Source organism: Streptomyces sp. NPDC045899, assembly GCF_056431485.1.
On record NZ_JBWKKP010000002.1, the window covers coordinates 447,208 to 473,232 of the forward strand.

Annotated in this window: 20 protein-coding genes; 10 read left to right on the plus strand and 10 right to left on the minus strand. The window is 72.3% G+C overall.

From position 1 onward, the window contains the following. Positions 1-10: 10 nt before the first annotated feature. Positions 11-2,635, minus strand: coding sequence for a D-alanyl-D-alanine carboxypeptidase (locus tag AC07FT_RS04595; protein ID WP_479173894.1), 2,625 nt, complete (start codon positions 2,633-2,635; stop codon positions 11-13). A 254-nt stretch (positions 2,636-2,889) separates the two neighbouring features. Between AC07FT_RS04595 and AC07FT_RS04600 the strand changes: the two genes are divergently transcribed. The 3 genes from AC07FT_RS04600 to AC07FT_RS04610 all read left to right on the plus strand — a co-directional run bounded on the left by AC07FT_RS04600 (position 2,890) and on the right by AC07FT_RS04610 (position 5,250). Beyond that, positions 2,890-3,639, plus strand: coding sequence for a GOLPH3/VPS74 family protein (locus AC07FT_RS04600; RefSeq protein ID WP_254743635.1), 750 nt, complete (start codon positions 2,890-2,892; stop codon positions 3,637-3,639). 343 nt (positions 3,640-3,982) lie between these two features. After that, the gene (locus AC07FT_RS04605) at positions 3,983-4,855 is read left to right on the plus strand and encodes a helix-turn-helix domain-containing protein (protein ID WP_254743636.1); all 873 of its coding nucleotides are present in this window, start codon (positions 3,983-3,985) and stop codon (positions 4,853-4,855) included. Positions 4,856-5,040: 185 nt separating this feature from the next. Then, positions 5,041-5,250, plus strand: a complete 210-nt coding sequence (locus tag AC07FT_RS04610; protein ID WP_479173896.1) for a DUF397 domain-containing protein — start codon at positions 5,041-5,043, stop codon at positions 5,248-5,250. Between the two features lie 162 nt (positions 5,251-5,412). Here AC07FT_RS04610 and AC07FT_RS04615 read toward each other — a convergent pair whose 3' ends face one another. After that, entirely contained in the window at positions 5,413-6,285 is an 873-nt protein-coding gene (locus AC07FT_RS04615; RefSeq protein ID WP_479173898.1) for a hypothetical protein, read from the minus strand. A 132-nt stretch (positions 6,286-6,417) separates the two neighbouring features. Between AC07FT_RS04615 and AC07FT_RS04620 the strand changes: the two genes are divergently transcribed. Both AC07FT_RS04620 and AC07FT_RS04625 read left to right on the plus strand, forming a co-directional pair. Beyond that, positions 6,418-7,599, plus strand: a complete 1,182-nt coding sequence (locus AC07FT_RS04620) for an aminotransferase-like domain-containing protein (protein WP_479173900.1) — start codon at positions 6,418-6,420, stop codon at positions 7,597-7,599. A gap of 100 nt (positions 7,600-7,699) precedes the next feature. Continuing rightward, entirely contained in the window at positions 7,700-8,482 is a 783-nt protein-coding gene (locus tag AC07FT_RS04625; RefSeq protein ID WP_479173902.1) for an SDR family oxidoreductase, read from the plus strand. On the opposite strand, the gene AC07FT_RS04630 is transcribed toward AC07FT_RS04625, so the two are convergent. Beyond that, a complete protein-coding gene (locus tag AC07FT_RS04630) occupies positions 8,457-9,230 on the minus strand; it encodes a TetR/AcrR family transcriptional regulator (RefSeq protein WP_479173904.1) in 774 nt (257 codons plus the stop codon). The two genes, AC07FT_RS04625 and AC07FT_RS04630, sit on opposite strands and share 26 nt — an antisense overlap. A 162-nt stretch (positions 9,231-9,392) precedes the next feature. Between AC07FT_RS04630 and AC07FT_RS04635 the strand changes: the two genes are divergently transcribed. Together AC07FT_RS04635 and AC07FT_RS04640 are read left to right on the plus strand one after the other, a co-directional pair. Continuing rightward, the gene (locus AC07FT_RS04635; RefSeq protein WP_479173906.1) at positions 9,393-10,886 is read left to right on the plus strand and encodes an APC family permease; all 1,494 of its coding nucleotides are present in this window, start codon (positions 9,393-9,395) and stop codon (positions 10,884-10,886) included. An 86-nt stretch (positions 10,887-10,972) separates the two neighbouring features. Continuing rightward, the gene (locus tag AC07FT_RS04640) at positions 10,973-12,628 is read left to right on the plus strand and encodes an amidohydrolase (RefSeq protein ID WP_479173908.1); all 1,656 of its coding nucleotides are present in this window, start codon (positions 10,973-10,975) and stop codon (positions 12,626-12,628) included. Here AC07FT_RS04640 and AC07FT_RS04645 read toward each other — a convergent pair whose 3' ends face one another. Further along, on the minus strand, positions 12,629-13,189 hold the full coding sequence (locus tag AC07FT_RS04645) for an N-acetyltransferase family protein (protein ID WP_479173910.1): 561 nt from the start codon (positions 13,187-13,189) through the stop codon (positions 12,629-12,631). A gap of 201 nt (positions 13,190-13,390) precedes the next feature. Here AC07FT_RS04645 and AC07FT_RS04650 point away from each other — a divergent pair, with 201 nt between their 5' ends. Then, the gene (locus tag AC07FT_RS04650) at positions 13,391-14,761 is read left to right on the plus strand and encodes a glycosyltransferase 87 family protein (RefSeq protein ID WP_479173912.1); all 1,371 of its coding nucleotides are present in this window, start codon (positions 13,391-13,393) and stop codon (positions 14,759-14,761) included. On the opposite strand, the gene AC07FT_RS04655 is transcribed toward AC07FT_RS04650, so the two are convergent. After that, the gene (locus tag AC07FT_RS04655) at positions 14,739-15,881 is read right to left on the minus strand and encodes an ADP-ribosylglycohydrolase family protein (RefSeq protein WP_471203317.1); all 1,143 of its coding nucleotides are present in this window, start codon (positions 15,879-15,881) and stop codon (positions 14,739-14,741) included. The two genes, AC07FT_RS04650 and AC07FT_RS04655, sit on opposite strands and share 23 nt — an antisense overlap. Positions 15,882-16,215: 334 nt before the next feature. Here AC07FT_RS04655 and AC07FT_RS04660 point away from each other — a divergent pair, with 334 nt between their 5' ends. Then, a complete protein-coding gene (locus AC07FT_RS04660) occupies positions 16,216-16,473 on the plus strand; it encodes a hypothetical protein (protein WP_471203319.1) in 258 nt (85 codons plus the stop codon). Positions 16,474-16,552: 79 nt separating this feature from the next. Here the strand turns inward: AC07FT_RS04660 and AC07FT_RS04665 are convergent, their stop codons facing one another. Together AC07FT_RS04665 and AC07FT_RS04670 are read right to left on the minus strand one after the other, a co-directional pair. Further along, on the minus strand, positions 16,553-19,156 hold the full coding sequence (locus AC07FT_RS04665; RefSeq protein WP_479173914.1) for a bifunctional FO biosynthesis protein CofGH: 2,604 nt from the start codon (positions 19,154-19,156) through the stop codon (positions 16,553-16,555). Positions 19,157-19,275: 119 nt separating this feature from the next. Then, entirely contained in the window at positions 19,276-20,151 is an 876-nt protein-coding gene (locus tag AC07FT_RS04670; protein WP_479173916.1) for a TIGR03619 family F420-dependent LLM class oxidoreductase, read from the minus strand. A 235-nt stretch (positions 20,152-20,386) separates the two neighbouring features. Between AC07FT_RS04670 and AC07FT_RS04675 the strand changes: the two genes are divergently transcribed. Continuing rightward, positions 20,387-21,919: a CehA/McbA family metallohydrolase gene (locus AC07FT_RS04675; RefSeq protein WP_479173918.1), complete on the plus strand. Its 1,533-nt coding sequence runs from the start codon at positions 20,387-20,389 to the stop codon at positions 21,917-21,919. A gap of 73 nt (positions 21,920-21,992) precedes the next feature. On the opposite strand, the gene AC07FT_RS04680 is transcribed toward AC07FT_RS04675, so the two are convergent. From AC07FT_RS04680 to AC07FT_RS04690, 3 genes are all read right to left on the minus strand, one after another. After that, entirely contained in the window at positions 21,993-23,735 is a 1,743-nt protein-coding gene (locus AC07FT_RS04680; protein WP_479173920.1) for an N-acyl-D-amino-acid deacylase family protein, read from the minus strand. Between the two features lie 36 nt (positions 23,736-23,771). Continuing rightward, positions 23,772-24,899, minus strand: a complete 1,128-nt coding sequence (locus AC07FT_RS04685) for an LLM class flavin-dependent oxidoreductase (RefSeq protein WP_471203329.1) — start codon at positions 24,897-24,899, stop codon at positions 23,772-23,774. 332 nt (positions 24,900-25,231) lie between these two features. Continuing rightward, positions 25,232-26,017, minus strand: a complete 786-nt coding sequence (locus tag AC07FT_RS04690; protein ID WP_479173922.1) for an SDR family NAD(P)-dependent oxidoreductase — start codon at positions 26,015-26,017, stop codon at positions 25,232-25,234. Between the last annotated feature and the right edge of the window lie 8 nt (positions 26,018-26,025).

The following is a 26,025-nucleotide window of genomic DNA, read 5'->3' on the forward strand; positions in this document are numbered from 1 at the left end:
CCCCGCCCGGTCAGCCGATACGGGTCAGCTTCGAGGCGAACGACGGCTCGGAGAGATCGTCCTGCAACGCCACCGGCGCCTTCAGCTGCCCCGGACCGGTGCCGACGGTGATGTCACCGACGACCGTGCCCGCCTTGGCCGAGTGCGGAACGGTCTTCCCGCCGTCGGTCAGCTTCAGGTCCACGGTCAGTCCGGACCAGCCGACCGCCGTGAGGTCCTTGGTGGCGACGACCGGGGTCGTACCGCCCAGGCCGTCGTCCACGTGACCGACGACGTCGCCCTTCTTCACCACCGTGGCCGAGGTCAGCCCGTTCTGCAACGCGGTGATGAGCTTGTAGCTGTTGGTCTGCACGAGCTGGAGGCTCTCGTCCAGGGTGCCGCCGCTGCGCTGCTCCAGCACCACACCGAGGATCCGCTGCTTCTTGCCCGCGACGGTCTTCTCGGCGCCCCACATCAGCGCACCGCCCGCCGGGGTGCTGGAACCGGTCTTGATCCCGATCACGCCCGGCTTCACCAGCAGGTTGTTGTTGTTGTAGATCCGGTCGTCGAGACCGGGGATCTCGGTGTTGGGCGTGGCCACCACGGCGCGGAACGCCTCGGACTGCATGGCCGCCTTCGCCAGCTTCAGCTGGTCCTCGGCGGTGCTCTTGGTGCTGGACTTCAGACCGCTGGGGTCGGTGTAGATGGTGTTCTTCATGCCCAGGTCCTTGGCCGCGTCGTTCATCTTCACGACGAACTTCTCCAGCGACCCCGCGTCCCAGCGGGCCAGCAGACGGGCGATGTTGTTGCTGGAGTTGATCAGCAGCAGCTGGACCAGCTGGTGCTGGGTGAAGGTCTGCCCCTCCTTGACCGAGGCGCGCGACTCGTCGGCGGAACCGGACTCATCGGCCGCCGTCTTGTCGATCTTGATGGGCGGGCCCTCGCCGTTGGCCTTCAGCGGGTGGTCCCTGAGCACCACATAGGCGGTCATCACCTTGGTGACGCTCGCGATCGGCACCGGCTTCTGCGCACCGGAGGTGCCCAGGCTGCCCACGCCCTCGACCTCGACGGCGGACTGGCCCTGGCCGGGCCAGGGCATGGAGAGCTTGCCGCCCTTGAAGGAGTAGGTGGCGTCGGCGGTGAGCTCCAGCGCCGGTTCCGGCAGCGGCCGCACGGCCTGGGCGACACCCAGGACGACCACGAGCAGCAGGAGCAGCGGCGTCCAGATCTTGACCCGGCGCACGGCCGTGCGCATCGGGGTCTCGGGCTTGGGCGGCGTATTGGTCAGCTGGGCCAGCAGGTCGAGCGGCGCGGGCTGCTTGCCGTCATCCGTCAGCGGCGGCAGCGGCTGCTGCTTGGTCCGCTCGGCCTCCGTGAGCGCGGGCGGCGGGGCGGAGCCGTCGGCGGCGGGGGCGGACGGCGCTTCGGCGGACGCGCTCGCGGGCTCGGCGGGCTCGGCGGATTTCGTGGACTTGGCGGGCGGTGCGTCGGCCGAGCGGAGCGGTACGAACTTGCTGGTCCGCTCGTTCTCGGACTCGGCGGGCCTCTTGGTGCCGGACTTGTCGGCACCGGACTTCCCGGCGTCCTTCTTGTCGGGGTCCTTCTTGTCGGGGTCCTTCTTGTCGGGGTCCTTCTTGTCGCGGTCGAGCGCCTTGAAGGTCGTGGTCGGCCGGTCGACGGGGTTCGCGCCGTCCTCGCCGCCCTTGCCGTCCTCGCCGTCCTTGGGGGTGCGCTTGCCCGGCAGCACGCCGAAGGCGGCCGTGGCGCGGTCGACGGGCTGGTCCTCGTCGTCCCCGGCCTCGTCCTTGGCCTCGTCCTTGGCGTCGTCCTTGGTCTCCTCCTTGGCGGTGGAGGTGGACTTCAGCGTGCGGAACACCGCGGTCCGCTGATCGACCGACGGAGCGGACGGCTGGTCGCCGGATGTGTCGGCGTCGTCACCGTCGTCCGCGTCGCCGTCTCTGGCGTCCGTGGCGTCCGTGGCCTCGGCGTCCGTGGCGGCGTCCGCATCGTCGTCCGCATCGGAGTTGGCGACCCAGGCCGCCACCGCCTGGCGCAGCCGGGCGTCACGCTCCTCGGGCGCGGCGTCAGTGGCAGCCGCTTTGCCGGAATCATCCGATTTGCCGGATTCGCTGTCCGACGTTGCGCTCTCCGGCCCGGCCGCCCCGGCCTTGGGGCGGGTGGGCAGCCCCGAAGCCGTGGCCCCGGCTTCCGGTTCGGCCTCCGGCCCGGACTCCGCCCGCTCCTCGTCCGTGGCGTCGCCGTCTTCGCCGGATTCGCTATCGCGAACGTCGGACGCCTCGCCGTCACCGTCGTCGGAGGCGTCATCGGCCGTCGCGCCGTCCGCCCCGGCATCCGGTCGCTTGGATTCCGCTTCAGGTTCCGCTTCGGCGTCCGAGGAGCCCTCGGCACCGTCCGCATCCTTCGCGTCCCGCGTGGTGCGGAAGACCGCCGTCGCCCGGTCCGCCTGCGGCGAACCGGTTTCCTCGGGAGCCGACTCGGGCTCGGCCTCCGGGTTGTCGGACGCGACGGCGACCGCCGACGCGCCCCCGGCCGCCTCCCCTTCCTGGAAGACCGCGAGCCGTGGATCACGCTCTCCCCGAGCCGTCTCCCCCGACGACTTCTGCTGCTCCGACTTGCCGGGGGACTCGCCCGCCACCGATGCCTCCTCGTACGTCTCGCGGGACGTACGGCGCCTCCTGGCCCCGCGTCCCGCAGCCCAACCTCTACCAGTGTCCTGTGTGTCCGGCACGCAGCCGCGCAGCGTCACCGTCGGAGAGCGCCTTCAGGGGCCCGCCCACCTGCTAGACGAGAACGACATACCTACTGGTTCCCACCTAAATCCACCAGGCACTCTCGACAGACCAATGTGAGAGGGGTCACCCTGTCATTCATCCACGCGGGGAGGCATGGATGGGCAGGAGCCGCAGAACAATTCCGGAGGAGCTTCTGCTGCTCGCTTTGGACCCGACCACGGGTACCACGGCGCAGCCGCAGTCGCTCGACCTCGGTCTTGCCGGAGCGCAGCTAGTAGAGCTGGCTCTGGCCGGACGGATAGCCCCTGACGGGGATCGTATCGCCGTGGTGCTGCCACGGCCGACCGGAGATCCGACTCTGGACTCCGCACTGGAGCTGTTGCGCCGACGCGGCAGCCCGGTCCGGGCTGTCCACTGGATCGGCGGGCCCCGGCTGGGGCTGCGCCAGACGTACCTCACGCACCTGGAGCGTTGCGGCATGGTGCATGCCGTGGCGGGCCAGATGTGCGGGGTGCTGCCGACCACTCGCTACCAGGCGACGGACACGGCGATCAGCCGGGAGATCAGGAACCGGCTGGACAACGCGATCCGCACCGGCGTACCGCCGGACCCGCGGACCGCCGCGCTTGCCGCCCTGGCCCACGCTGTCGGGCTGGGCAAGCACCTGTATCCCGGGAACGAGGGGCGCTCCTCGCGCTCCCGGCTCCGGGATCTGATCCGGCACGACCCGATGGGCGGTCTCGTGGCGCACGCCGTGATGGACGTGCAGAACGGTGTCGCGGCGCAGCCGCGGCGCGCACCGGCCGGAGGCCGACAGCCCGGGGCACGGTCCGCGGCGGAGCCCGCGGCCGGCGTTCCGGCCCAGCCGTCCCGTCGCGCGGGCATGGCCCGCGTCGGAGCGCGCTGACGCCCCTCGGGGCACCGCGACGCCGCGGACCCGCCAACAGGGCGGCGGGCGCCGTCTCCGGCACCACCGGGCCGTTTCCCGGCAGCGCCGGGGCGTCGAGTGACAACCGCACCACAACGAGCACCACATCCGCTCCACCGACCGCACCGCAGTCCCCACCGACCGGTTCGGGAGCCGCTGAAGCGCGCGGGGTGGTGGGACGGCCGACCCGGACGACGGCCGCCCCACCGCCCCGCGCGTGCGTTCGGCCGCCCCTGTGGAGCCATTTCCCAGCGCGGCACCGGCCGGTAGTGGCAGGCTGAACAGCAGATATCAGCGCTATGAAGCCGGAGGTGCACGTCCCGTGACATCGAACGTCGGGCCCACTGTCAGGCGACGCCGGTTGGGGCAGGAACTGCGCAGACTCCGCCAGGAGAAGGGCATGACGGCGGAGGAGGTGGCGGAGGAGCTGATGGTCTCCCAGTCGAAGATCAGCAGACTGGAGAACGGACGGCGCAGCATCAGCCAGCGCGATGTGCGCGACCTCTGCCGGACCTACAAGGTCGAGGACAAGGCCCTGGTCGATTCCCTGATGCAAATGGCCAAGGAGTCGCGCCAGCAGGGCTGGTGGAACGCGTTCGGTGACGTTCCGTACAGCGTCTACATCGGATTCGAGACCGACGCGGCGTCGCTGAGGGTCTACGAACCGCAGGTGCTGCCCGGCCTGTTGCAGACGCCGGACTACGCGGAGGCGGTCATCAGCGGAGCGCTTCCGGAGGCACCGCCGGACCAGATCGCCCAGCGCGTGCAGGTACGGCTGCGGCGGCAGGAGCGCATCACCGATCCACTGGCGCCGCTGCGGCTGTGGGCCGTGGTGGACGAGGCCGCGATGCGGCGGGTGGTCGGGAGTCCGAAGGTCATGAGCGACCAGCTGGACTATCTGGTGCGGATGAGCCACGAACCGCATGTGACGGTGCAGGCGCTGCCGTTCGGCATGGGCTCGCATCCGGGTATGAGCGGACAGTTCACCATTCTCGAGTTCTCCGACGAGTCGGACACCAGCGTGGTCTATCTCGAGGGGGTGACCAGCGACCTCTATCTGGAGAAACTCAGCGATGTGCAGAGCTACAGCATGATGTACGAGCATCTGCGCGCCCAAGCGCTCAATGTGGACCAGAGCCGTCAGTTCATCAGCGAGGTGGCCCAGGACCACGCGCGTCGGCACGGGGAGGGCTGACGACGCGGCTCCCGGCGGTTGAAGCGAGCGGAGGTTACACCTCCACACCGCCCCGAGGAAGGGGCCAGGGGAATATGCCATCCGGTCGAGTGAACGGCCCCCTGGGCGGACGATGTTGCCGAGTAACGTCGTTCTCGCCTCGGAACTCGGGGTGCACTTCCTCAACACATCGCATCGGAGCAATTGTGTCCATTCAGCAGGGAAAGACGAGTATGTGGGTGAAATCCTCGTACTCCGCAGGAAACGGCGCGTGCGTGGAAATCGCCTCCCCGATCATGGGCGAGATCGCGGTGCGCGACTCCAAGGACCCGCAGGGACCGACGCTCGGCTTCGCTCCCGCGTCGTGGTCGTCGTTTGTGTCCGACGTCCGTCGGGGCGCCTTCGACCTCGACTGATCTCCGCTGCGCACGGCCGCGACAGAGCGGTCGGCGGTGCGGATCCACCGTATTGCCTCCGAGCCCTCTCGACCGGCCGCCGTCCCTGCCGAGAGGGCTCGCGGCATTTCCGGTTTCCGTTCCGGGTTTCCGCTCCGGTTTCCCTCCGGTTCCACTCCGGGGTCAGCGGAGCCGGTCGACGAATTGGTCCGTACCGGGAATCGTCGGAATGAAGGGGGCCACGAATTCCACGCGGCCGAGCCCGGACTCCGCCACCTCGGTGTCGAGTCCGGTCAGACAACTCTCCCAGCATTCGCGTGGATCACGTTCCAGGAACCAGAGCAGGGTCAGCCGGGTGTCGACGCCCTCGACCTGCCGGACGTAGGACATCCGGTCCCCCGGCAACGGGGTGGGAAAAAAGACGGTGACCATCGCGGCGGGTGAGCCCGTCAGCCGCCGCGGCAGATGGCGCGAGCCGAGCCAGTCGAGCAGCTCGGCGCGCCGCCCCGGGCCCTCGGTGTCGATGACCTCCAGGACCAGCCCGGCGTAGGGGTGGTCCAGGGCGTGGTGATCGCGCGGACCGGCCGCGCCGTCGCGGTAGACGGTGAGCGCGTGGTCCTGGAACGCGGTGAACACATGGGTGCGCTCGCGGTGCACCCGCCCGTCGCGGTTCAGCCGCTTGTTGATCGCCACCGTCCACCGCATGTGCTCCGCGTAGCGCCCCTCTGTGATCCAGTAGACGCTGAGGTAGCAGCCCGCGGTGACGGGCCGGGCGACCGCCGAGGGCTCCGGATAGCGCAGCAGCTGGAGATCGCGGGTGGCCACCCAGCGGCGCCCGGCGAAGATCCACGGCATGGCCATCGCGCCCGCGATGTAGTGGTCGTCCTCGTACCAGCGGTTGTAGGCGTACTCATGGCCCGGATGCGGTTCGACCATGGTGATCAGGGCGTGGCCGGGACGTGTCCCGTACGGGCCGGTGGCGGCCAGTTCCGCGTACCGGTCGGGGTGCGCGTCCCCTCCGGCGGCCTCCCGGGAGTCACTGGAATCGCTTCTCATTCCCCCAGGTTTAGCTGACGATCCGTCAGTTGTGGAGGGGGTGCGCGACCGGATCGCGGACGGACCGGCCGCGCACGGCCGGTCCGCCGTAGGCTGCGCGGACCTTCCCCGACGAGAAGTCCGGAGAGTCCCATGCGCGCCGATGTCCCCGCCCTTGCCGCCCGTGCCGCCTCCGTGGCCGGATCGCCGGTACGCGACATCCTCGCGCTCACCGCACGCCCCGAGGTGATCTCCTTCGCGGGCGGACTGCCCGCGGCCGATCTCTTCGACACCGAGGGCATCGCCGCCGCCTTCGGCCGGGTGCTGGCCGAGGAGCCGCACACCGCGCTCCAGTACTCCACCACCGAAGGCGACCCCGGGCTGCGCGGCGCGACCGCCGCCCGTCTGACCGCGCGCGGACTGTCCACCGGGGCGGACGACCTGCTGGTCACCAGCGGTTCGCAGCAGGCACTGACCCTGCTGGCCACCGCGCTGCTGGAGCCGGGCGACACGGTGCTGGTGGAGAGCCCCACCTATCTCGCGGCCCTCCAGTGCTTCGCGTTCGCCGGGGCGCGGGTGGTGCCGGTGCCCGGCGACGACGACGGGCTGGACCCGGACGCGCTCGCCGAGCTCGTCCGGCGCGAGCGGCCGAAGCTGCTCTACACCATCCCCACCTTCCAGAACCCCACCGGACGCACCCTGCCCGCAGCCCGCCGGGAGGCGGTGGCCACGGTGGCCGAGCGCCACGGTCTGTGGATCGTGGAGGACGACCCCTACGGGGAGCTGCGGTTCGCCGGTGAGCCGGTGCCGTGGATCGCGGCCGCCGCGGCCGCCGCCGACCGCACCGTACTGCTCGGCAGCTACTCCAAGATCATGGCCCCGGGGCTGCGGCTGGGCTGGCTGCGCGCACCGGCCGCCCTGCGCCGCGCCTGTGTGATCGCCAAGCAGGCCGCGGATCTGCACAGCCCGACGGTCAACCAGCTCGCGGCGGCCCGCTATCTGGCCGACGCCGATCTGGACGCCCATCTGTCCCGGGTGCGCCTGGCCTACCGGGACCGCCGGGACGCGCTGCTCGACGGACTGGCCGAGGCACTGCCCGAGGGGTCCCGCTGGAACCGGCCGGAGGGCGGGATGTTCGTCTGGGCGTCGCTGCCCGAGCGGTACGACGCGACCGAGCGGCTGCGGACGGCGGTCGCGCACGATGTGGCGTTCGTCCCCGGGGCGCCGTTCTTCGCGGCCGATCCGGATCCGGCGGCGATGCGGCTGTCCTTCGTGACCCACACCCCGGACGAGATCGCCGAGGGGCTGCGCCGGCTGGGCAAGGCGCTGCGCTGACACCACTGCGGCGGCCATCGCGGCCGGCCCCTGGTCTTCTCCGGACGGCACCTTTAATCTGACGCTCCGTCAGAGACATGTCGCCCCGGGGAGGTACGCCATGCTGCTGCGCGGCAAGACCGTGGTCGTCTCCGGAGTCGGCCCCGGTCTCGGGCACCAAGTGGCCGCCGCGGCCCTCCGCGACGGGGCCAACGCGGTGCTCGGCGCCCGGACCGCCGACCGGCTGGCCCGGGCCGCCGCGGAACTGGACCCGGACGGCGGACGCACCGCCTGGCGGGCCACCGACATCGCGGACGAGGGCCAGTGCGACGCGCTGGCGGCCCTGGCCGTCGAGCGGTTCGGCGGTATCGACGCCGTGGTCCACGTGGCCGCGCTGGACGGCCACTTCGGTGGTCTGGAGGACGCCGACTTCGCGGCCTGGACGCAGGTGGTGGACATCAATCTGCTCGGCACCCTGCGGATGACCCGCGCCTGTCTGCCCGCACTGAAGGAACGGGGCGGAGCGGTCGTCCTGATCGGCACCCAGTCGTCGGTCGCCGCCCCCAGCGAGGTACGGCAGACCGCGTACGCCGCCTCCAAGGGCGCGCTGGTCTCGGCGATGTACGGCCTGGCCAGGGAACTGGGCCCGCACCGGATCAGGGTCAACACCGTGCAGCCGGGCTGGATGTGGGGGCCGCCGGTCCAGGGGTACGTCTCCTTCACGGCGCGCTCCGAAGGCGTGTCCGAGGAGGTGGTGCGGGACCGGCTCGCCCGCCGGATGGCACTGCCGGAGCTCGCGACGGACGGCGAGGTGGCGGAGGCCGCGGTCTTCCTGGCCTCCGACCGGGCACGGGCGATCACCGGGCAGTCGTTGCTGGTCAACGCCGGTGAGCTGATGCGCTGACGGGGGCGTCCCCGCTCACCGGCGGCCGGGTCCGCTGCCCCGGCGGGGCACCCGGGGCCTGCGCCACCAGCGCGGACAGTACGAGATCGAGTGCCTCCTCGAAGGAGCTCTCGGCCAGGACGTCCAGTTCACCGCGGACCGTCGCCAGGGTCGGGTACGCGGCGGCGTCGACCGACCGGTAGGCCAGGGTGGACGCCCGCCCGTCGGCCTCCCGCTGGGCCGCGGGCAGCGCCAGGGTGGCCGCGTCCAGGGCGGCGTGGCCGAGCACGGTGTCGACGAAGGCCAGGTAGAGCCGCAGCGCGCGGGCGGGTTCGAAACCCGCCCGCAGCAGGATGCCCACCCCGGTCTCGACCGCGTGGAACTCGTTCTCCCGCCGGGTCACCCGGTACGAGGCCAGGGCGGCGGCCCGGGGGTGGGCGAGATAGCCGTTCCGCACCCGGTGGGCCATCTCGCGCAGCGAGGCCACCCAGTCCGGCCCCGGGACGAAACCCTCCATCGAATCGCCGATGATCCGGTCCGCGACGGCCAGCAGCAGATCGTCGGTGTTGCGGAAGTAGCGGTAGACCGCGCTCGGATCACAACCCAGGGCCGAGCCGAGACGGCGCACGCTCAGTGCCTCGGGGCCGTGCTCCCCGATCAGCCGCAGGGCACAGTCCACGATCAGCCCGGCGGACAGCAGGGTGCCCGAGCGGGTGGGCCGACGGCGTCTGCGCTCGTGGGGGACGCGTTCGCCCGCCGTACCGGTCATGGTGAGCCCCTTTCCACGGCTGCCGCCCGCTCTCGTCCTGGGCAGTGAAGGCCGCGCCCCGCCTTATGTCAACACCATTGACGCAACTTCGGAGACCGTTGTTCGATGCGTGGCACCCGTACGGCTCTTCCCCGTCCCCCTGTCCTCCGTGAGGAGCCCGCCATGTCCCATCCCCCCGCCGAGCTGCGCCGCTCGCTCGGTGTCATCGACGGTGTGGCCATCGCCGCGTCCAGTACGGCCGCCACCACCAGCATCGCCATCGGCATGGGAACGCTCGCCGCCACCGTCGGGCTCCAGGCCCCCGTCCTGCTGCTGCTCGCCTTCCTTCCCGTCCTCGGCATCGCCTGCGCCTACGCCCGGCTGAACCGGTCCGAGCCCAACTGCGGCAGCGGCTATGTGTGGGTGGGCACCTCCCTCGGGCCCTGGCCGGGGTTCCTCGTGGGGTGGGTCAACGTGGTCGGCGTGATCATCTTTCTCGCGTACACCAGCGCGGTGACCGGTTCGGTGATCCTCCAGTTCGCCAACAAGGCACATCTCACCAGCGTCGCGGGGATCACCCTGGACCCCGACTCCACCGCCGTGACCACCGTCGTGGGGCTGGTGGTGCTCACCGGGGTCACCGTCATGGCGGTCACCGGGGTGCGCAGCGCGACCCGTCTCCAGGCGTGGCTGCTGGTCTTCGAATACACGGTGCTGCTGGTCTTCTGCGGCTGGGCGCTGATCACCGGTGAACACTCGGTGTCCCTTTCCTGGTTCAACCCGTTCGCGATCGAGAGCGGTACGGCGTTCGCCCAGGGGCTGGTGCTGGCGGTGTTCTTCTTCTGGGGCTGGGACGCGTCGTTCAGCGTCACCGAGGAGACCCAGGACGTCGGCGACTCGGCGCGCGGCGGCTTCATCGCGCTCTTCGCCATGCTGGGGCTCTTCATCTTCGCCTCGGTCGCCTTCCAGCGGGAGATGAGCCTGCCCGAGCTGATCGAGCAGGGCCCGCAGGGCTTCACCTACCTCGGCGCCAAGCTGGCGGACGAGCCCTGGGCGAGTCTGCCGCTGCTCGCCCTGATGTTCTCGGCAGTGGCCTCCGTCCAGTCCTCCGTCATCCCGACCGCCCGCGGACTGCTGGCCATGGGCCGGGACCGGACCATGGGCCGGGTGTGGACGCGGATCCACCCGCGCTACGGCACCCCCGCCGCCGGCACCGTGCTGGTGATGGCCATCGCCACCGGCTTCGCCCTGCTCGCCCTGGCCATCCCCAGGCTCAACGACATGATCCTGGCCGCGGTGAACTCCATCGGCCTGGTCGTCGCCCTCTACTACGGCCTGACGGCGATCGCCTGTGCCGTGCGCTTCCGCTCCGCCCTCCGCCAGGGGCCGCGCGAGGCGGTGCTCGCGGTCGGGGTGCCGGGGGCGTCGGGGGTGGCCCTGCTCGCGATCGGCGGCTACCTCGGCTACTCGTATCTGACCGGGACCGACCACTTCGAACTCAGCCCGGACAACGGCTGGTTCATGTTCTCCCTGCCCTGCGCGATCGTGGCCAGCGGGCTGGTCATGGCCGCGTGGGCGAAGTACCGGCGGCGCTCGCCGTACTTCGTCACCGGGCGCGGTACCGACGGCGACCGGCTGCGGCTGCCGGTGGACCGCCCGGCCGGATCCGCGCCCTGAGCAACCCCACGGCCGCCGGGCCCCCGGCCGCGCAATGACCTCCCGACCTCCCCCGACCGTCCGACCAACCCCCTGGAGCGCTTCTGATGTCCGACCCCACCGCCGACCTCGTCTTCACCGGTGGCCCGGTGCACACCGGCGATCCGGCACTCGGCCGGGTCACCGGCGTCGCCGTGCGCGACGGCCGTGTCGTCGCCGTCGGCCAGGACGCGGTGGACGAGCTGACCGGGCCGCGTACCGAGGTGGTGGACCTGGCCGGGCGGCTGCTGCTGCCCGGCTTCCAGGACGCCCACGTCCATCCGCTGGGCGCCGGGCTGGAACTGGCACAGTGCCACCTCGGCGACTCCACCGACGCCCACGGCTACCTGTCCACGATCGCCGCCTACGCCGACGCGCACCCCGACGCCGCCTGGATCACCGGCGGCGGCTGGTCCATGGAGGCGTTCCCCGGCGGCACCCCGACCGCCGCGATGCTCGACGCCGTCGTCCCGGACCGGCCGGTCTACCTGCCCAACCGGGACCACCACGGCGCCTGGGCCAACACCCGCGCCCTCCAGCTCGCGGGCATCGACGCCCGCACCCCGGACCCGGTCGACGGCCGGATCGAACGGGACGAGCACGGCAACCCCACCGGCATGCTCCAGGAGGGCGCCGCCGACCTCGTCGGCTCACTGCTGCCGGAGGCCACCCACGACGAACAGCTCGCCGCCCTGCTGCGCGCCCAGTCCCTCCTGCACTCGCTGGGCATCACCGCCTGGCAGGACGCCATCGTCGGCGGCTACGCCAACCTGACCGACCCGACCCCCGCGTACCACGCGGCCATCGACGGCGGGCTGCTGACCGCCCGGGTGGTCGGCGCGCTGTGGTGGGACCGGGCGCGCGGCGCGGAGCAGATACCGGAACTGATCGCCCGCCGGGAGGCCACCGGACGCGGCCGGGCGCTGCGCGCCTCGACGGTGAAGATCATGCAGGACGGGATCGCCGAGAACCACACCGCGGCGATGCTCGGCCCCTACCTCACCGGCTGCGGCTGCGCCTCCGACAACTCCGGGATCAGCTTCGTCGATCCGGGCGAGCTGCCGGGTTATGTCACCGAGCTGGACGCGCACGGCTTCCAGGTCCACTTCCACGCGCTCGGCGACCGCGCGGTACGGGAGGCGCTGGACGCGGTCGAGGCGGCGCGGACCGCGAACGGCCACCGCGACACCCGGCACCACCTCGCCCATCTCCAGGTGGTGGACCCGGCCGACATCCCGCGGTTCCGCGCCCTGGGCGCCACCGCCAACATCCAGCCGCTGTGGGCCGCGCACGAACCGCAGATGGACGAGCTGACGCTGCCGTTCCTCACCGCCGAGCGCGGTGCGCGGCAGTACCCCTTCGGTGCGCTGCTGCGGGCCGGTGCCACCCTCGCGGCGGGCAGCGACTGGCCGGTCAGCAGCCCCGATCCGCTGGCGGGCATCCATGTCGCGGTCAACCGGCGGCTGCCCGACGCGGCGGCCGGGACCGCGGCGTTCCTGCCGGAGCAGCGCATCGGTCTGGCGGCGGCGGTGGCCGCGTACACCTCGGGCAGCGCGTATGTGAACCACGCCGATGACACCGGCACCGTCGCCCCGGGGCAGCTCGCCGATCTGGTCGTGCTGGACGGCGATGTCTTCGACGGTCCGCCGGAGGCGATCGCCGAACGGCGGGTGCTCCAGACCTTCGTGGGAGGTGAGCGGGTGTACGCGGCGGCTGACGCCTGATCAGCCGGTGGGGCCCCCGGCCGCCGTACCGGGTCCGGCCGCCGTCAGGTCGCGCTGCATCAGCACGGTGTCGATCCAGCGGCCGTGCTTGTGGCCGACGGCGGCCAGCCGGCCCGCCGGGGTGAAGCCGAGTCGCCGGTGCAGCGCGACCGAGGACGTGTCACCGCCGTCGGCGATGACCGCCACGACCTGGCGCACCCCCGCCCGCGCGCAGCGGGTGAGCAGGGGCTCGAGCAGGGCGCGGCCCAGACCGGCACCGGTGCGGCCGGGCGCGAGGTAGATGGTGTCCTCGACGGTGTGGCGGTAGGCGGGCTTCGGCCGGTAGGGCGCGGCGTACGCGTAGCCCGCGATACCGCCGCCCGCGCCGCTCCCGGTGTCCGCGACGAGGAACGGCAGTCCGCGCCCGGTCAGTTCGGCCATCCGTCGCTCCCAGTCGGCCACGCCGGGCGGCACCTCGTCGAACGTGGCGACGGTCTCGGTGACGTAGTGGGCGTAGATGGCCGCCACGGCGCCGAGGTCGTCGGGGGTGGCATCACGTATCTCCGCGGCGGGTGCGCTCATGCGGTCACTCTAGGCCGCGGGGCCACTTCGCGCCGGTCAGGCCAAGATCGGCTCATTCCGCGTGAGTGAGCAACCTCTCCTCTGGCCAAGTCGTCCTCCAGAAGGTATTAGGGTCGGCCCTCCGTGCCGACCGCCGCCGATCCGCCGGTCCTGCGACCGCCGTCCCGACCGTCCCCACGGCCGCCTCTGGAGCCTCCCCCCGTGACCTCGACACAGACGCGCCCTCCCGCCGGTGTCCATCCGGCCCGCACCTTCGTCCTGCGCCGTCCGACGCTGTGCGCGGCGGTGCTGTGTCTGCTGTCGTTCACGGGGTTCTGGATCGCCCAGCAGGCGGCCCAGGTGTCCATGGTCGACCTGCTGGTCTACCGGGCCGAGGGCTGGACGGTGCGCAATGCCGCCGACCTGTACGACATGCGGGCCACGGTCCACGGGCTGCCCAACACCTACCCGCCGTTCGCCTCACTGCTGTTCACCCCGCTGACCCTGATGGGGACGGGCACGCTGCGGGCCTTCGGCACCGCGTCGAACCTCGGCCTGATGGTCGCCCTCGCCCACCTCTCGCTGCGGCTGACCGGACTGCCGCGCACCCTGCCGCGCCCCGCGGCCGTACTGGCCCTGGCGGCGGTGGCGGTCTGGTGCGAGCCGGTGTGGACGACCCTGCGCTACGGCCAGATCAACCTGCTGGTCACGGTGGCGGTGCTGTGGGACCTGACCCGCCGGGCGGGCCACCGCGGGGCCGGGCTGGGGACCGGGTTGGCCGCCGGCATCAAGCTGACCCCCGGGCTCTTCGTGGTCTTCCTGGCGCTGGCCGGGCTGGTGGCCGGGGTGCGGCGGCTGCGGATGTCCGTGGGGCCGCTGACCGCGTTCCGCAACGACCACCTGCGCCGCGCGGCCGTGGCCACCGCCGTCTTCGCGGCCACGGTCGGGTTCTCGGCGCTGGCGCTGCCGCGTGACTCGCGGCGGTTCTGGACCGAGGTGCTGTTCGCGACCGACCGCCCCGGGGCGGTCGAGGGCGCGGGGAACCAGAACCTCCGCGGGGTCCTCGCCCGGGTGCTGCACACCACCGACCCGGGACCGTGGTGGGTCGTCGCCGCGGCGCTGATCGGCTGTGCGGGGATGACCGCGGCGGTCCTGGCCCAGCTCATGGACGACCGGCGGCTGCCGCACGCCCGCGCCTGGGCGGCCCTGGCCTGCGCGGTCACCGCCCTCCTGATCAGCCCGGTCCCCTGGTCGCACCACTGGGTCTGGGCGGTGCCGATGGCGCTGCTGCTCGCCCTGGAGGCGGCGCGGCGGCGCACCGGGGTGTGGATCGCCGGGGCGGTGGTGACCTGGCTGCTCTTCTGCTCCTTCATGATCTGGTACGTGCCGCACGCCCTGCCGACCCGGGTCGAGTTGCACCAGAACCCGGCCCAGATGCTGCTGAGCGCGGTCTATCCGCTGATCGGCGTGGTCTTCCTGGGCGTCGCGGCCCGGCTGGCCCTGCGCGCCGCCCGCACCCCCGCCACCGCACCGGACCTCCCCGTCCGGCCGGTGCCCGGCGCGCTGCGCGCTACGCGCGCGGGTAGCGGGTGAGCCAGGCCGCGGAGGAGCCGCCGGGGCCGTGCAGGGCGGGGCCCTGCGTCATCTCCATGGCGAAGTCGTCGGCCAGTTCCAGGATGGTGCCGCGCCCCTCGACCTCGGCCAGCCAGGCGGGCGGCAGCGCCGTCTCACCGTGCAGGACGCCCAGGAGGTTGCCGCAGACGGAGCCGGTGGAGTCGCTGTCCCCGCCGTGGTTGACCGCCAGCAGCAGCCCGTGCCGCACGTCCTCGGCGACCAGCGCGCAGTACAGGCCCATCGCCAGGGCCTCGTCGGCGGTCCAGCCCTCGCCGAGGGAGGCGACGCGGTCGGCGGTCGGCAGTCCTTGGCGCACGGCGCCGAGCGCCTGCCGGAGCGCCTGGGTGGTCTCCTCGTGGCCGGGCCGGGTGGCCAGCTGGGCCAGCGCCCGCTGGACCGCGCCGTCCAGCCCCTCACCGCGGGCCAGTCCGTGCACGATCAGCGCGAACGCCCCGGCCGCGAGATAGCCGGTGGGGTGGCCGTGGGTCTGGGCGGCGCATTCGATGGCGAGCTGGAAGACCAACTGGGGCTCCCAGCCGACGAGCAGTCCGAAGGGCGCGGAGCGCATCACCGCGCCGCAGCCCTTGGAGTCGGGGTTCTTGGGGGCGTCGAGGGTGCCCATCGCCTCGTCGGCCAGCCCGTTCAGACAGGCCCGGCCGGGGGCGCGCTGCGCGTACAGCCACTCCTCGCGCGCCAGCCAGCCCGCGTCCTCGCGGCGCTCGTCCGGGCCCCAGTCGCGCTGGGTGGCGTACCAGCGGCGGTGGGCGGCGTGGATGTCGGTGGGCGGATGCCAGGCGCCGGTGTCCCGGCGCACCTGGGCGCGTATCAGCCCGTCCACGGTGAACAGCGTCATCTGGGTGTCGTCGGTGACCCGGCCGCGCCGCCCGTAGGCGGGCAGGAAGTCGGTGACGCCGTCGGTGCCGTGCTCCGCCCGTATGTCCTCCAGGGAGGAGAACTCGACGGCCGCCCCCAGCGCGTCCCCGATGGCGCCCCCGAGCAGACAGCCGCGGACCCGGCTGCGGAAATCCTGTTGCTCGGCGCGGCCCCATACGCCGGTCGCTGCGCTGGCGGTTGCGGTCACGACCTTTCCCCTTTTCATTCCGTCTGGTGTGTACGGCCCCGGACTGCCATCGCACTGTAATGGACACGGAATGATCGCCTCGTGCCCGCGTCCGAGGTGAAACCGAATGTGAAGGCGTCAGCACGCGGAAACCGGCGGACCAGCTCATTCCGAACCGTGCCCGGCACCGCTATTTCCTCCGCCATATCCGCGCGATTTCCTCACCGTTGGCCATCCCGGGGCCGGAGTGTTCGGAATGCGGTACGGCATGTGTGCGAATAGCGCGCCGCCGTTCCGTGTTCCTCCCGGTCTGCCGGACCGGTGGCATGGACGACAGGGGGCGCTCGCGGCGGCGGGCGGTATCGTCCCCGCCATGGCTGACGGGGTACTGCGATGCGGAGTGTGTGGATCCGGCCGGTTGACCCCGGTCGCCGAGCTCAGGTCCAACGACGGCTGGCACGACAGACTCCGGCTGCGCTTCGCCCGCCGGGGCGCGCTGCGTCCCCGCCCGACCTTCCACGCCGAGTACGCCCGCGCCTGCCGTGACTGCGGTGCGGTGATCCCCTTCCTGGGCGAGGAGGAACGCCGCGGTCTGGCCGATGACGATCTGGCGGGCCACGACGCCCTCTGACCGGACGGCGTCCTCGGACAGCACGGCGGCCGGACAGCGCCGGCGGGCCCGGGCGCCCGCGGGCTCGGCCCGCCGGGGGTCAGTCCCCCAGCACCGGCAGCAGCTCCGGCAGATGGCCGTCCGAGGCGAGCGCCGCGGTACGGCGTTCCTCGGGGACGGGGCCGTAGGTCGTGGTGCGCGGGCGGGCCGGGCGGCCGGCCAGGTCGGCGATGGCGACCAGGTCCTGGATGGAGCGGTAGGAACCGTAGGAGGAGCCCGCCATCCGGGAGATGGTCTCCTCCATGAGGGTGCCGCCCAGGTCGTTGGCGCCGGAGCGGAGCATCTCCGCGGCGCCCTCGGCGCCGAGTTTGACCCAGCTGGTCTGGATATTGGGGATATGGGGGTGCAACAGGACCCGGGCCATGGCCGTGACCGCCCGGTTGTCCCGGGTGGTGGGTCCGGGGCGGGCGATGCCCGCGAGGTAGACCGGTGCGTTGGTGTGGATGAACGGCAGGGTGACGAACTCGGTGAAACCGCCCGTCTCCTGCTGGATGGAGGCCAGCAGCCGCAGATGGCCCAGCCAGTGGCGCGGCTGGTCCACATGCCCGTACATCATCGTCGAGGATGAGCGGATGCCCAGTTCGTGGGCGGTCCTGATGACCTCGACCCAGGTGGCGGTCGGCAGCTTGCCCTTGGTGAGGACCCAGCGCACCTCGTCGTCCAGGATCTCGGCGGCCGTCCCCGGAACGGAGTCCAGCCCCGCCTCCTTCGCGGCCGTCAGCCACTCGCGGATGGACAGCCCGGTACGGGTCGCCCCGTTGACGACCTCCATCGGGGAGAAGGCGTGCACATGCATCCCGGGCACGCGCTCCTTCACCGCGCGGGCGATGTCGAAGTAGGCCGTGCCGGGCAGGTCCGGGTGGATACCGCCCTGCATGCACACCTCCACCGCGCCCACGTCCCACGCCTGCTGGGCGCGGTCGGCGACCTGGTCCAGCGAGAGGGTGTAGGCGTCGGCGTCGGTGCGGCGCTGGGCGAAGGCGCAGAAGCGGCAGCCGGTGTAACAGACATTGGTGAAGTTGATGTTGCGGGTGACGATGTAGGTGACGTCGTCACCGACGGCCGCCCGGCGCAGATCGTCCGCGATCCGGCACAGCGCGTCCAGCGCCGGTCCGTCGGCGTGCAGCAGGGCCAGCGCCTCGGGGTCGGTCAGCCGGGTCGGGTCGTCGGCCGCCCGCGCGAGCGCGGACTTCACATCGGCGTCGATCCGGGAGGGGGCCATACCCGGGGCCGCCGCCTCGCGCAGCGCCTCCCAGTCGCCGTACACCTCGTCGAAGTCCTCGCGGCGGTCGCCGGTGCGGCCCTCGGTGTCGATGGTGTGGTGCAGATCGGTGCGGCCGGAGGAGGTGAACGCCTCCTCCGGCTCCTGCCAGGGCAGCCCGGCCGGAAGGGCGTCCTCGCGGGCCAGTCCGGTGTCCGGGTCGGCCAGCGCCCGGACGTGGGGCAGCAGCCGCGGATCCAGCCAGGGTTCGCCGCGCTGGAGGTACTCGGGATAGACGCACAGCCGCTCGCGCAGGGCGAAGCCCGCGGCCGCCGAGCGCTCGGCCAGCTCGTCGAGCTGGGGCCAGGGGCGCTCGGGATTGACGTGGTCCGGGGTGAGCGGGGAGACCCCGCCCCAGTCGTCGATCCCGGCGCCGATGAGCTGCTCGTACTCCGCGTCGACCAGGTTGGGCGGGGCCTGGATGCAGGCGGAGGGGCCCAGGATGTGACGGGCGACCGCGACCGTGGCCACCAGGTCGGCCAGTTCGGCGTCGGGCATCCCGCGCATCGCGGTGTCCGGCTTGGCGCGGAAGTTCTGGATGATGACTTCCTGGATGCCGTGGTAGGCGCGGGAGACCCGGCGCAGCGCGAACAGCGAATCCGCGCGTTCCTCATGGGTCTCGCCGATCCCGATCAGCAGTCCGCTGGTGAACGGGACGGAGCTGCGCCCGGCGTCCTCCAGGACCCGCAGCCGCACGGCGGGCTCCTTGTCGGGCGAACCGTAGTGCGGACCGCCGGGCTCGCTCCACAGCCGCTCGGCGGTGGTCTCCAGCATCATGCCCATGGAGGGCGCGACCGGCTTGAGCCGCTGGAAGTCGGTCCAGGTCATGGCGCCGGGGTTGAGGTGGGGCAGCAGCCCGGTCTCCTCCAGGATGCGGATGGCCATGGCCCGCACATACGCGACGGTGTCGTCGTAGCCCTCGGCCTCCAGCCACTCGCGCGCCTCCGGCCAGCGGTCCTCGGGGCGGTCGCCGAGGGTGATCAGCGCTTCCTTGCAGCCGAGTTCGGCGCCGCGGCGGGCGATGGCGAGCACCTCGTCGGGGGACATGAACATCCCGTGCCCCGCGCGGCGCAGCTTGCCGGGGACGGTGGCGAAGGTGCAGTAGTGGCACCTGTCCCGGCACAGCCGGGTGAGCGGGATGAAGACGCTGCGCGAGTAGGTGATGATCCCGGGGCGGCCCGCGGCCTCCAGCCCGGCGTCACGGACCCGGGCGGCGGAGGCGGTGAGGTCCTTCAGGTCGTCACCGCGCGCCTGGAGCAGCACCGCCGCCTCGGCCGCGTCCAGCGCGACGCCGTCACGGGCCCGTTTGAGCGCGCGGCGCATCGCGTTGGCTGCGGGGCCGTTCGGGGCGGGCGATGGGGTTCCCTGCGCGCTGGTGGTCATCCTCCGAGGATACGAGCGGTGCGGAGCACCGCCAGACCGCCCGTGCCTGCGGTTTTGTGGGTCTGATCACGGAGGCTCCGCACGGCGGGCGGGAATACGGGGCGGCGCGGCGGGGGCGCTCACAGGTACTGGGCGTAGTCGTCGAGGGTGCGCAGGATCTCGGCGCCGTCCGCCGCACCCGCGGTCCCCGGTCCGGGCGCCGGAAGCTGGACGACGACCTCCTCGATCCCGAGCTCGGCGTAGTGGGCCAGCTTGCCGGGCGAGGGCAGCACCGCGTACGGCACCACCTCCAGCGCCGCCGGGTCCCGGCCCGCCTCCTCCCACACCCGGCGCAGGGCGGGGATCGCCTCCGTCAGTCCGCGTCCCCCGGTGGGCATCCAGCCGTCGCCGTACGCGGCGACATGGGCGAACAGCTTGGGCCCGGCGGCCCCGCCGACCAGGGTGCGCGGGCCGGTGAGCGGATCGGCCGCGGAGCGCCGCCGCACCGGTTTGGGGTGGGCGAGGCTGGCCCGCACCGATCCGAACCGGCCCTGGTAGGCAGTGGGCTCGGGGGTCCACAGGGCGCGCATCAGCGCCATCCGGTCCTGGACGAGATCGCGGCGGTCGGACCAGGAGACGTTGTGATCGGCCGCCTCCTCGACGTTCCAGCCGTAGCCGATGCCGAAGGTGAACCGGCCGTCCGACAGGTGGTCGAGGGTGGCGACGCGTTTGGCGAGGCTGACCGGGTCGTGCTGGGCGACGAGGGTGACACCGGTGCCGACGCCGAGCTGTTCGGTGACCGCGGCCGCCTGGCCGAGCGCCACGAACGGGTCGAGCGTGCGGCCGTACTGACGCGGCAGCGGCTCGCCCATCGGGGCGGGGGTGTCGCGGCTGACCGGGATGTGGGTGTGCTCGGGCAGATAGAGCCCGGCGAACCCGCGCTGTTCCAGCTCCCGGGCGAGCCGGGCGGGGCGGATGGATTCGTCGGTGAGGAAGACGGTGGTCGCGATGCGCATGGGGCTGCACCTCCGCGTCGGCCGGTGGGGCTGCGCGTATGTTCCCCCGTCGCCACGAGGTTATCCACAGGGCTTTCCGTGGGAGTCACCCACGCGTACAACGGTGTCACGCGGGTGTCGGACGGCACCGTGCGGCACGACCGGCGCGACGGCAGGGCAGGGCAGGGCAGGGCAGGGCAGGGACGAAACGACAGGGCACGTTCCGACGGTGGGGGCGATGACGGTGGGGGCACGTATGCAGCGACGCGACGTACTGAGGCTCTCCGCGCTTGCGGGCGCGGCGGGGGTGCTTACGCTCGATCCCGTGACGTTCGCACAGGCCGATGAGCGGGACGACGGCGGTGGTGGCCACGGTGACGGCGAGAAGACGCGGACCGTCTCCGGCCATCTGCCCACCGGGGCACCGGACTTCGTCTATCTGCCGGTCGAGGTGCCCGGCGGGGTCCGCGAGATCGCCGTGTCCTACGGCTACGACAAGCCGTCGGTCCCGGCCGGGACCCAGGGCAACGCCTGTGACATCGGCATCTTCGACGAGCGCGGCACCGATCTGGGCGGACGCGGCTTCCGCGGCTGGTCGGGCGGGGCGCGCACGGAGTTCGCCATCAGCGCCGAGAAGGCGACCCCGGCGTATCTGGCGGGGCCGGTGCGGGCGGGCACCTGGCATGTGGTGCTCGGACCGTACACGGTGGCCCCACAGGGGATGGACTACGAGGTCACCGTCACCCTGCGGTTCGGCGAGCCGGGCGAGACACCCGAACCGGTCTATCCGCCGCAGCGGGCGAAGGGGCGCGGCCGGGCCTGGTACCGCGGCGACTGCCATCTGCACTCGGTGCACTCCGACGGCAAGCGCACCCCCGCCGAGATCGCCGCCGCGGCCCGCGCGGCCGGCCTCGACTTCATCACCACCACCGAGCACAACACCACCTCCGGACACGGTGCGTGGGACGGGCTGTGGGGCGATGACCTGCTGATCCTCACCGGTGAGGAGGTCACCACCCGCAATGGCCACGTGGTGGCCCTCGGCACCGACCCCGGTGTGTTCATCGACTGGCGCTACCGCGCCCGGGACAATGCCTTCGGACGCTACGCCCGCAAGATCCGGCAGGCGGGCGGTCTGGTGGTCCCCGCCCATCCGCACGGCACCTGTGTCGGCTGCAACTGGAAGTTCGGCTTCAACGAGGCGGACGCGGTCGAGGTGTGGAACGCGGACTTCACCCCGGACGACGAGGCCAGCGTCGCCGGGTGGGACAACACGCTGGTGGCCGCCGCCCGGGGCGACGGCCGCTGGCTCCCGGCCATGGGCAACAGCGACGCCCACCGCGAGGGGCAGATCGTCGGACTGCCGCAGACGGTCGTGCTCGCCGACGAGCTGTCCCGCACCGCGATCCAGGAGGGCATCCGCACGGGCCGCAGCTGGATCGCCGAGTCCTCCGCGATCGAGCTGGCCTTCGAGGCGGTCGGCGGCCGGGGCCGGCACGCGGGCATCGGCGGGCGGCTGGCGGTGGACCGCGACGAGGAGGTCACGGTCCGGCTGAAGGTCTCGGGCGCCGGGCCGGACTGCTCGGTGCGGTTCATCACCGACCAGGGCCAGTTGTACGCGACGGCGCTGCCGGGTTCCGGAGCGGGCACCGCGGAGTGGCGCACCACGCCCTCGTACGCCGCCTACGTACGCGCCGAGGTGCGCCACGCCCCGGCCGACGGCGGGGCGTCCGGCCTTCCCGGCCGTATGGCGGCCATGACCAACCCCATCTGGCTCGGCAGACCCTGATGCCCCGCTCCCGGCCCGGGGCTCGCGCCCGGGCCGGGGCCGGGGACGGGTCAGGTCCAGGGCCGGGGACGGGTCAGGTCCGGGTGCTGACGGTGCGGGTGTCGCGGCCGGAGCGGAGCACCGTGCCGGGGACCGCGCCGGTGACGGTGTCGTCCCGGAGCGTCTCCACCCCGCCCACCCGGACGCTCACCACGCCCACCGCCCGCGAGTCCAGCCGCGGACTGTCCCCGGGCAGGTCGTGGACGAGCGTGGCCTGGCCCGCGTCGATCCGCTCGGGATCGAACAGCACCAGGTCGGCGTGGTAGCCCTCGGCGATCCGGCCGCGTCCGCGCAGTCCGAACAGCCGCGCCGGATCGTCGGTCAGCATCCGCACCGCCCGCTCCAGACCGACCAGCTTCCGCCCCCGCAGACAGTCGCCGAGGAAGCGCGTGGTGTACGGCGCACCGCACATCCGGTCCAGATGGGCCCCGGCGTCCGAGCCGCCGAGCAGGACATCCTCGTGCTCCCAGGTCTGCCGCCGCAGCTCCCAGCTGCCCGGATCGTTGTCGGTCGGCATCGGCCACAGCACGGTCCGCAGTGAGTCGGCGGCGCAGATCTCCACCAGGGCGTGGAAGGCGTCCTGTCCGCGCTCGGCGGCGATGTCACGGACGACCCGGCCGGTCAGTCCGGCGTTGGCCTCGCTGTAGGTGTCGCCGATGACGTACCGCTCGAAGGTGGCGAGCCGCCGGAAGACCCCGGCCTCGGGGCTGTTCGCGCGGCGCAGCATCTCCTCCCGTACGGCGGGTTCACGGAGCCTGGCGATCCGCTCGGGGACCGGCAGCCGGAGGACATCGCCCCAGCCGGGGATGAGGTTGAGCGCGCAGAAGGTGCCCAGCGACATGTTCATGGGGGTGAGGATCGGCATGGTGAGCGCGACGATCCGGCCGCCCGCCTTGCGGGCGCGTTCACTGGCCTGGAGCTGGCGTGGCACCCGCTCCGGCACCGCCGCGTCGACGGTCAGCACGTTCCAGTTGAGCGGACGTCCGGCGGCGGCGCTCATCTCCACCAGCAGGTCGATCTCCTCGTCCGCGAACCGGTCCAGACAGCCCGCGACGATCGCCTCGAGCTGTGTCCCCTCGTGGTCGGCGACGGCCCGGGACAGCGCGATCAGCTCCTCGGGCCGGGCGTGCCGGGAGGCGACCGGCTCACCGTCGCCGTCGGCGTGGGTCGAGGACTGGGTGGTGGACAGACCCCATGCCCCTTCGTCCATCGCCTCGTGGAACAGCCGCAGCATCGCCTCCAGCTGGGCCCCGGTGGGCTGACCGCCGATCGCGTCGGGGCCCATCACATGGCGGCGCAGGGCGCAGTGGCCCACCATGAAGCCCGCGTTGACCGCGATCCGGCCCTCCAGCGCGTCGAGGTACTCGCCGAAGCCGTGCCAGTTCCAGGGGGCGCCCTGCTCCAGCGCGACCAGTGACATCCCCTCGACCCGGCTCATCATCCGCCGGGTGTAGTCGGCGTCAGCGGGGCGCTCGGGGTTGAGCGGCGCCAGGGTGAAGCCGCAGTTGCCGCCGACCACGGTGGTCACGCCGTGGTTCATGGACGGGGTGGCGTAGGGGTCCCAGAACAGCTGGGCGTCGTAGTGGGTGTGCGGATCGACGAACCCGGGGGCGAGCACCAGCCCGGTGGCGTCCTCGGTGGACCGGGCGGGCTCGGTGACCGTCCCCGGCTCCGCGACGGCGACGATCCGCCCGTCGCGGAGGCCGACATCGGCGGTGCGGGACGGCGCGCCCGTGCCGTCCGCCACGGTGGCGCCCTTGATCAGGTGGTCGAGCACGGGTGCGTCCCTTCTGGTGGGTGCGGTGTGCGTCGGTCAGTTCCGCCCGGCCTGCCGGAAGCGCGTGGTGCGGTGCACGGGATCGGTGTCGATCTTCGGGATCACATGCTCACCGATGAGCTTGATCGTGTTCATGGTGTCCTCGGAGCCGATGCCGATCGGCAGTCCGAACGAGAGCTGGTCGGCGCCGGCCTGCTCCCACCGCTTGCACTGCCGGAACACCTCGTCCGGATCGCCGCAGATCATCAGCTCCTCGGCGATGAGGAGTTCGATGATCTCCTCCGTGTAGTCCGGCAGCAGTTCCGGCCACTCCGGGATGCCCTCGGGCCGGGGGAAGGTGTCGTGGTAGCGGAAGAGCAGCGACTGGAGGTGGTTGAGCCCGCCGCCGACCGCGATCTCGACCGCCTTGGCGTGGGTCTCCGCACAGATCGCGGTCGAGGTCACCATCACGTTGTCGTTGACGAACCCGCCGACGGGCTCGGCCCGTTCGACGGCGGTCTTGTAGGAGTCGAGCACCCACTCCATGTCGGAGACCTTCTGGATGGAGAAGCCGAGGACTCCGAGCCCCTTCGCACCGGCCATCGCGTACGAGGAGGGTGAGCCCGCCGCGTACCACATGGCCGGGTGCCCGGCCCCGTACGGCTTGGGCAGCACCTTGCGCGGCGGCAGTGACCAGTGCCTGCCCTCGAAGCCCGGGTACTCGTCCTGGAGCCACATCTTGGCGAACTCGCCGATGGTCTCCTCCCAGATCTCCTTGGTGTGGTTCATGTCCGTCACACCCGGGATGAATCCGAGGATCTCGTGGCTGCCCGCGCCGCGTCCGGACCCGAACTCGAACCGCCCGCCCGAGAGGTGGTCGAGCATCGCGACCTTCTCGGCGACCTTCACCGGATGGTTGACCTGCGGCAGCGGGTTGAAGATCCCGGAACCGAGGTGGATGCGTTCGGTGGCGTGGGCGAGGTAGCCGAGGAAGACGTCGTTGGCGGAGAGGTGGGAGTACTCCTCCAGGAAGTGGTGCTCCGAGGCCCAGGCGTACTTGAAGCCCGACCGGTCGGCCTGGATGACGTACTCGGTCTCCTCGATCAGCGCGTGGTGCTCGGCCTCGGGGTCGGCACGGCGCCGCCGCTCCGGTACGTACCCCTGCACGAACAGTCCGAATTCCATGGAGGTTCACCGCCTCTGGCATCGCCCGCATGCGACTATCTGACGGACCGTCAGATTTTGACTGACTCTGACACCGCGGAGGTGGAGCGTCAAGGGTGGAGCCTGGAACGCGGCGGCCAGGCCCTGCCCTGCCGGTCTTCGTGGGCCCGCGACGCCTGGCACGCCCGCTCGCCGCGTGCTCGGGATCATCCGAGGAGGCCCTCCCCGGACTCCGTCATGGGACGCCCCCGGGAGGACGACCCTCCGCCGTGCGATCGCACGCTCCCCCGGCTACCGCCGGGAGGTGCCCCCTGACGCCGCGGGCCGATCCGACGCGACGTCGCGGACACGCCCTAGAACACCGACACCCCGGACAGCCAGCCGCCGTCCACCACGAACGGCTGGCCGGTGATGTACGAGGAGTCGTCCGAGGAGAGGAACAGCGCCAGCCGCGCCACCTCCTCCGGGCGCCCGATCCGCCCCATCGGCACCAGCTTCCGGTACAGCTCGTCCACCGCCGCCGACGCCTCCGCGGGATCCGCGTCGGGGTCGAGCTGGGCGGGGTTGGTCATCGGGGTGTCGATCGCCCCCGGACACATCGCGTTGACCCGGATCCCCCGGTCCGCCAGCTCCATCGCCGCCACCCGGGTCATCCCCACGATGGCCGCCTTGGTGGCGGCGTACGAGGTGAGGAAGGCCATCCCGGTCAGTGCGACGTACGAGGCGGTGTTCACGATCGTGCCGCCGCCCGCGGCCGCCAGCTCCGGGGCGAGAGCCCGCATCCCGAGGAACGCCCCGACCTGGTTCACCCGCACCACGGCCAGGTACTCCTCCAGCGGAGTGCCGGTCAGCTCGTTGAAGCGGAGGATCCCGGCGTTGTTGACCAGTCCGTCCACCGCGCCGAAGGCGTCCTTGGCTGCGGCGACGGCGGCCGCCCAGTCCTCCTCGCGGCCCACGTCCAGCCGGACGTAGCGGGCCCGTTCCTCACCCAGTTCCTTCGCGAGCGCCTCACCCCGCTCGTCCAGTACGTCGCCGAGCACCACCCGCGCGCCCTCCTCGGCGAACAGCCGTGCCTCCTGCTCGCCCTGGCCGCGCGCCGCACCGGTGATGATGACGACCCGCCCGTCCAGCTTGCCCACTTCTGCCT

What these genes read in the sequence shown, in the direction of transcription:
- AC07FT_RS04665 (WP_479173914.1), bottom strand. Translation starts at nt 19,156, where the DNA reads ATGACCACCAGCGCGCAGGGAACCCCATCGCCCGCCCCGAACGGCCCC.
- AC07FT_RS04685 (WP_471203329.1), bottom strand. Translation starts at nt 24,899, where the DNA reads ATGGAATTCGGACTGTTCGTGCAGGGGTACGTACCGGAGCGGCGGCGC.
- AC07FT_RS04600 (WP_254743635.1), top strand. Translation starts at nt 2,890, where the DNA reads ATGGGCAGGAGCCGCAGAACAATTCCGGAGGAGCTTCTGCTGCTCGCT.
- AC07FT_RS04615 (WP_479173898.1), bottom strand. Translation starts at nt 6,285, where the DNA reads ATGAGAAGCGATTCCAGTGACTCCCGGGAGGCCGCCGGAGGGGACGCG.
- AC07FT_RS04625 (WP_479173902.1), top strand. Translation starts at nt 7,700, where the DNA reads ATGCTGCTGCGCGGCAAGACCGTGGTCGTCTCCGGAGTCGGCCCCGGT.
- AC07FT_RS04635 (WP_479173906.1), top strand. Translation starts at nt 9,393, where the DNA reads ATGTCCCATCCCCCCGCCGAGCTGCGCCGCTCGCTCGGTGTCATCGAC.
- AC07FT_RS04640 (WP_479173908.1), top strand. Translation starts at nt 10,973, where the DNA reads ATGTCCGACCCCACCGCCGACCTCGTCTTCACCGGTGGCCCGGTGCAC.
- AC07FT_RS04630 (WP_479173904.1), bottom strand. Translation starts at nt 9,230, where the DNA reads ATGACCGGTACGGCGGGCGAACGCGTCCCCCACGAGCGCAGACGCCGT.
- AC07FT_RS04670 (WP_479173916.1), bottom strand. Translation starts at nt 20,151, where the DNA reads ATGCGCATCGCGACCACCGTCTTCCTCACCGACGAATCCATCCGCCCC.
- AC07FT_RS04645 (WP_479173910.1), bottom strand. Translation starts at nt 13,189, where the DNA reads ATGAGCGCACCCGCCGCGGAGATACGTGATGCCACCCCCGACGACCTC.
- AC07FT_RS04675 (WP_479173918.1), top strand. Translation starts at nt 20,387, where the DNA reads ATGCAGCGACGCGACGTACTGAGGCTCTCCGCGCTTGCGGGCGCGGCG.
- AC07FT_RS04655 (WP_471203317.1), bottom strand. Translation starts at nt 15,881, where the DNA reads ATGAAAAGGGGAAAGGTCGTGACCGCAACCGCCAGCGCAGCGACCGGC.
- AC07FT_RS04620 (WP_479173900.1), top strand. Translation starts at nt 6,418, where the DNA reads ATGCGCGCCGATGTCCCCGCCCTTGCCGCCCGTGCCGCCTCCGTGGCC.
- AC07FT_RS04660 (WP_471203319.1), top strand. Translation starts at nt 16,216, where the DNA reads ATGGCTGACGGGGTACTGCGATGCGGAGTGTGTGGATCCGGCCGGTTG.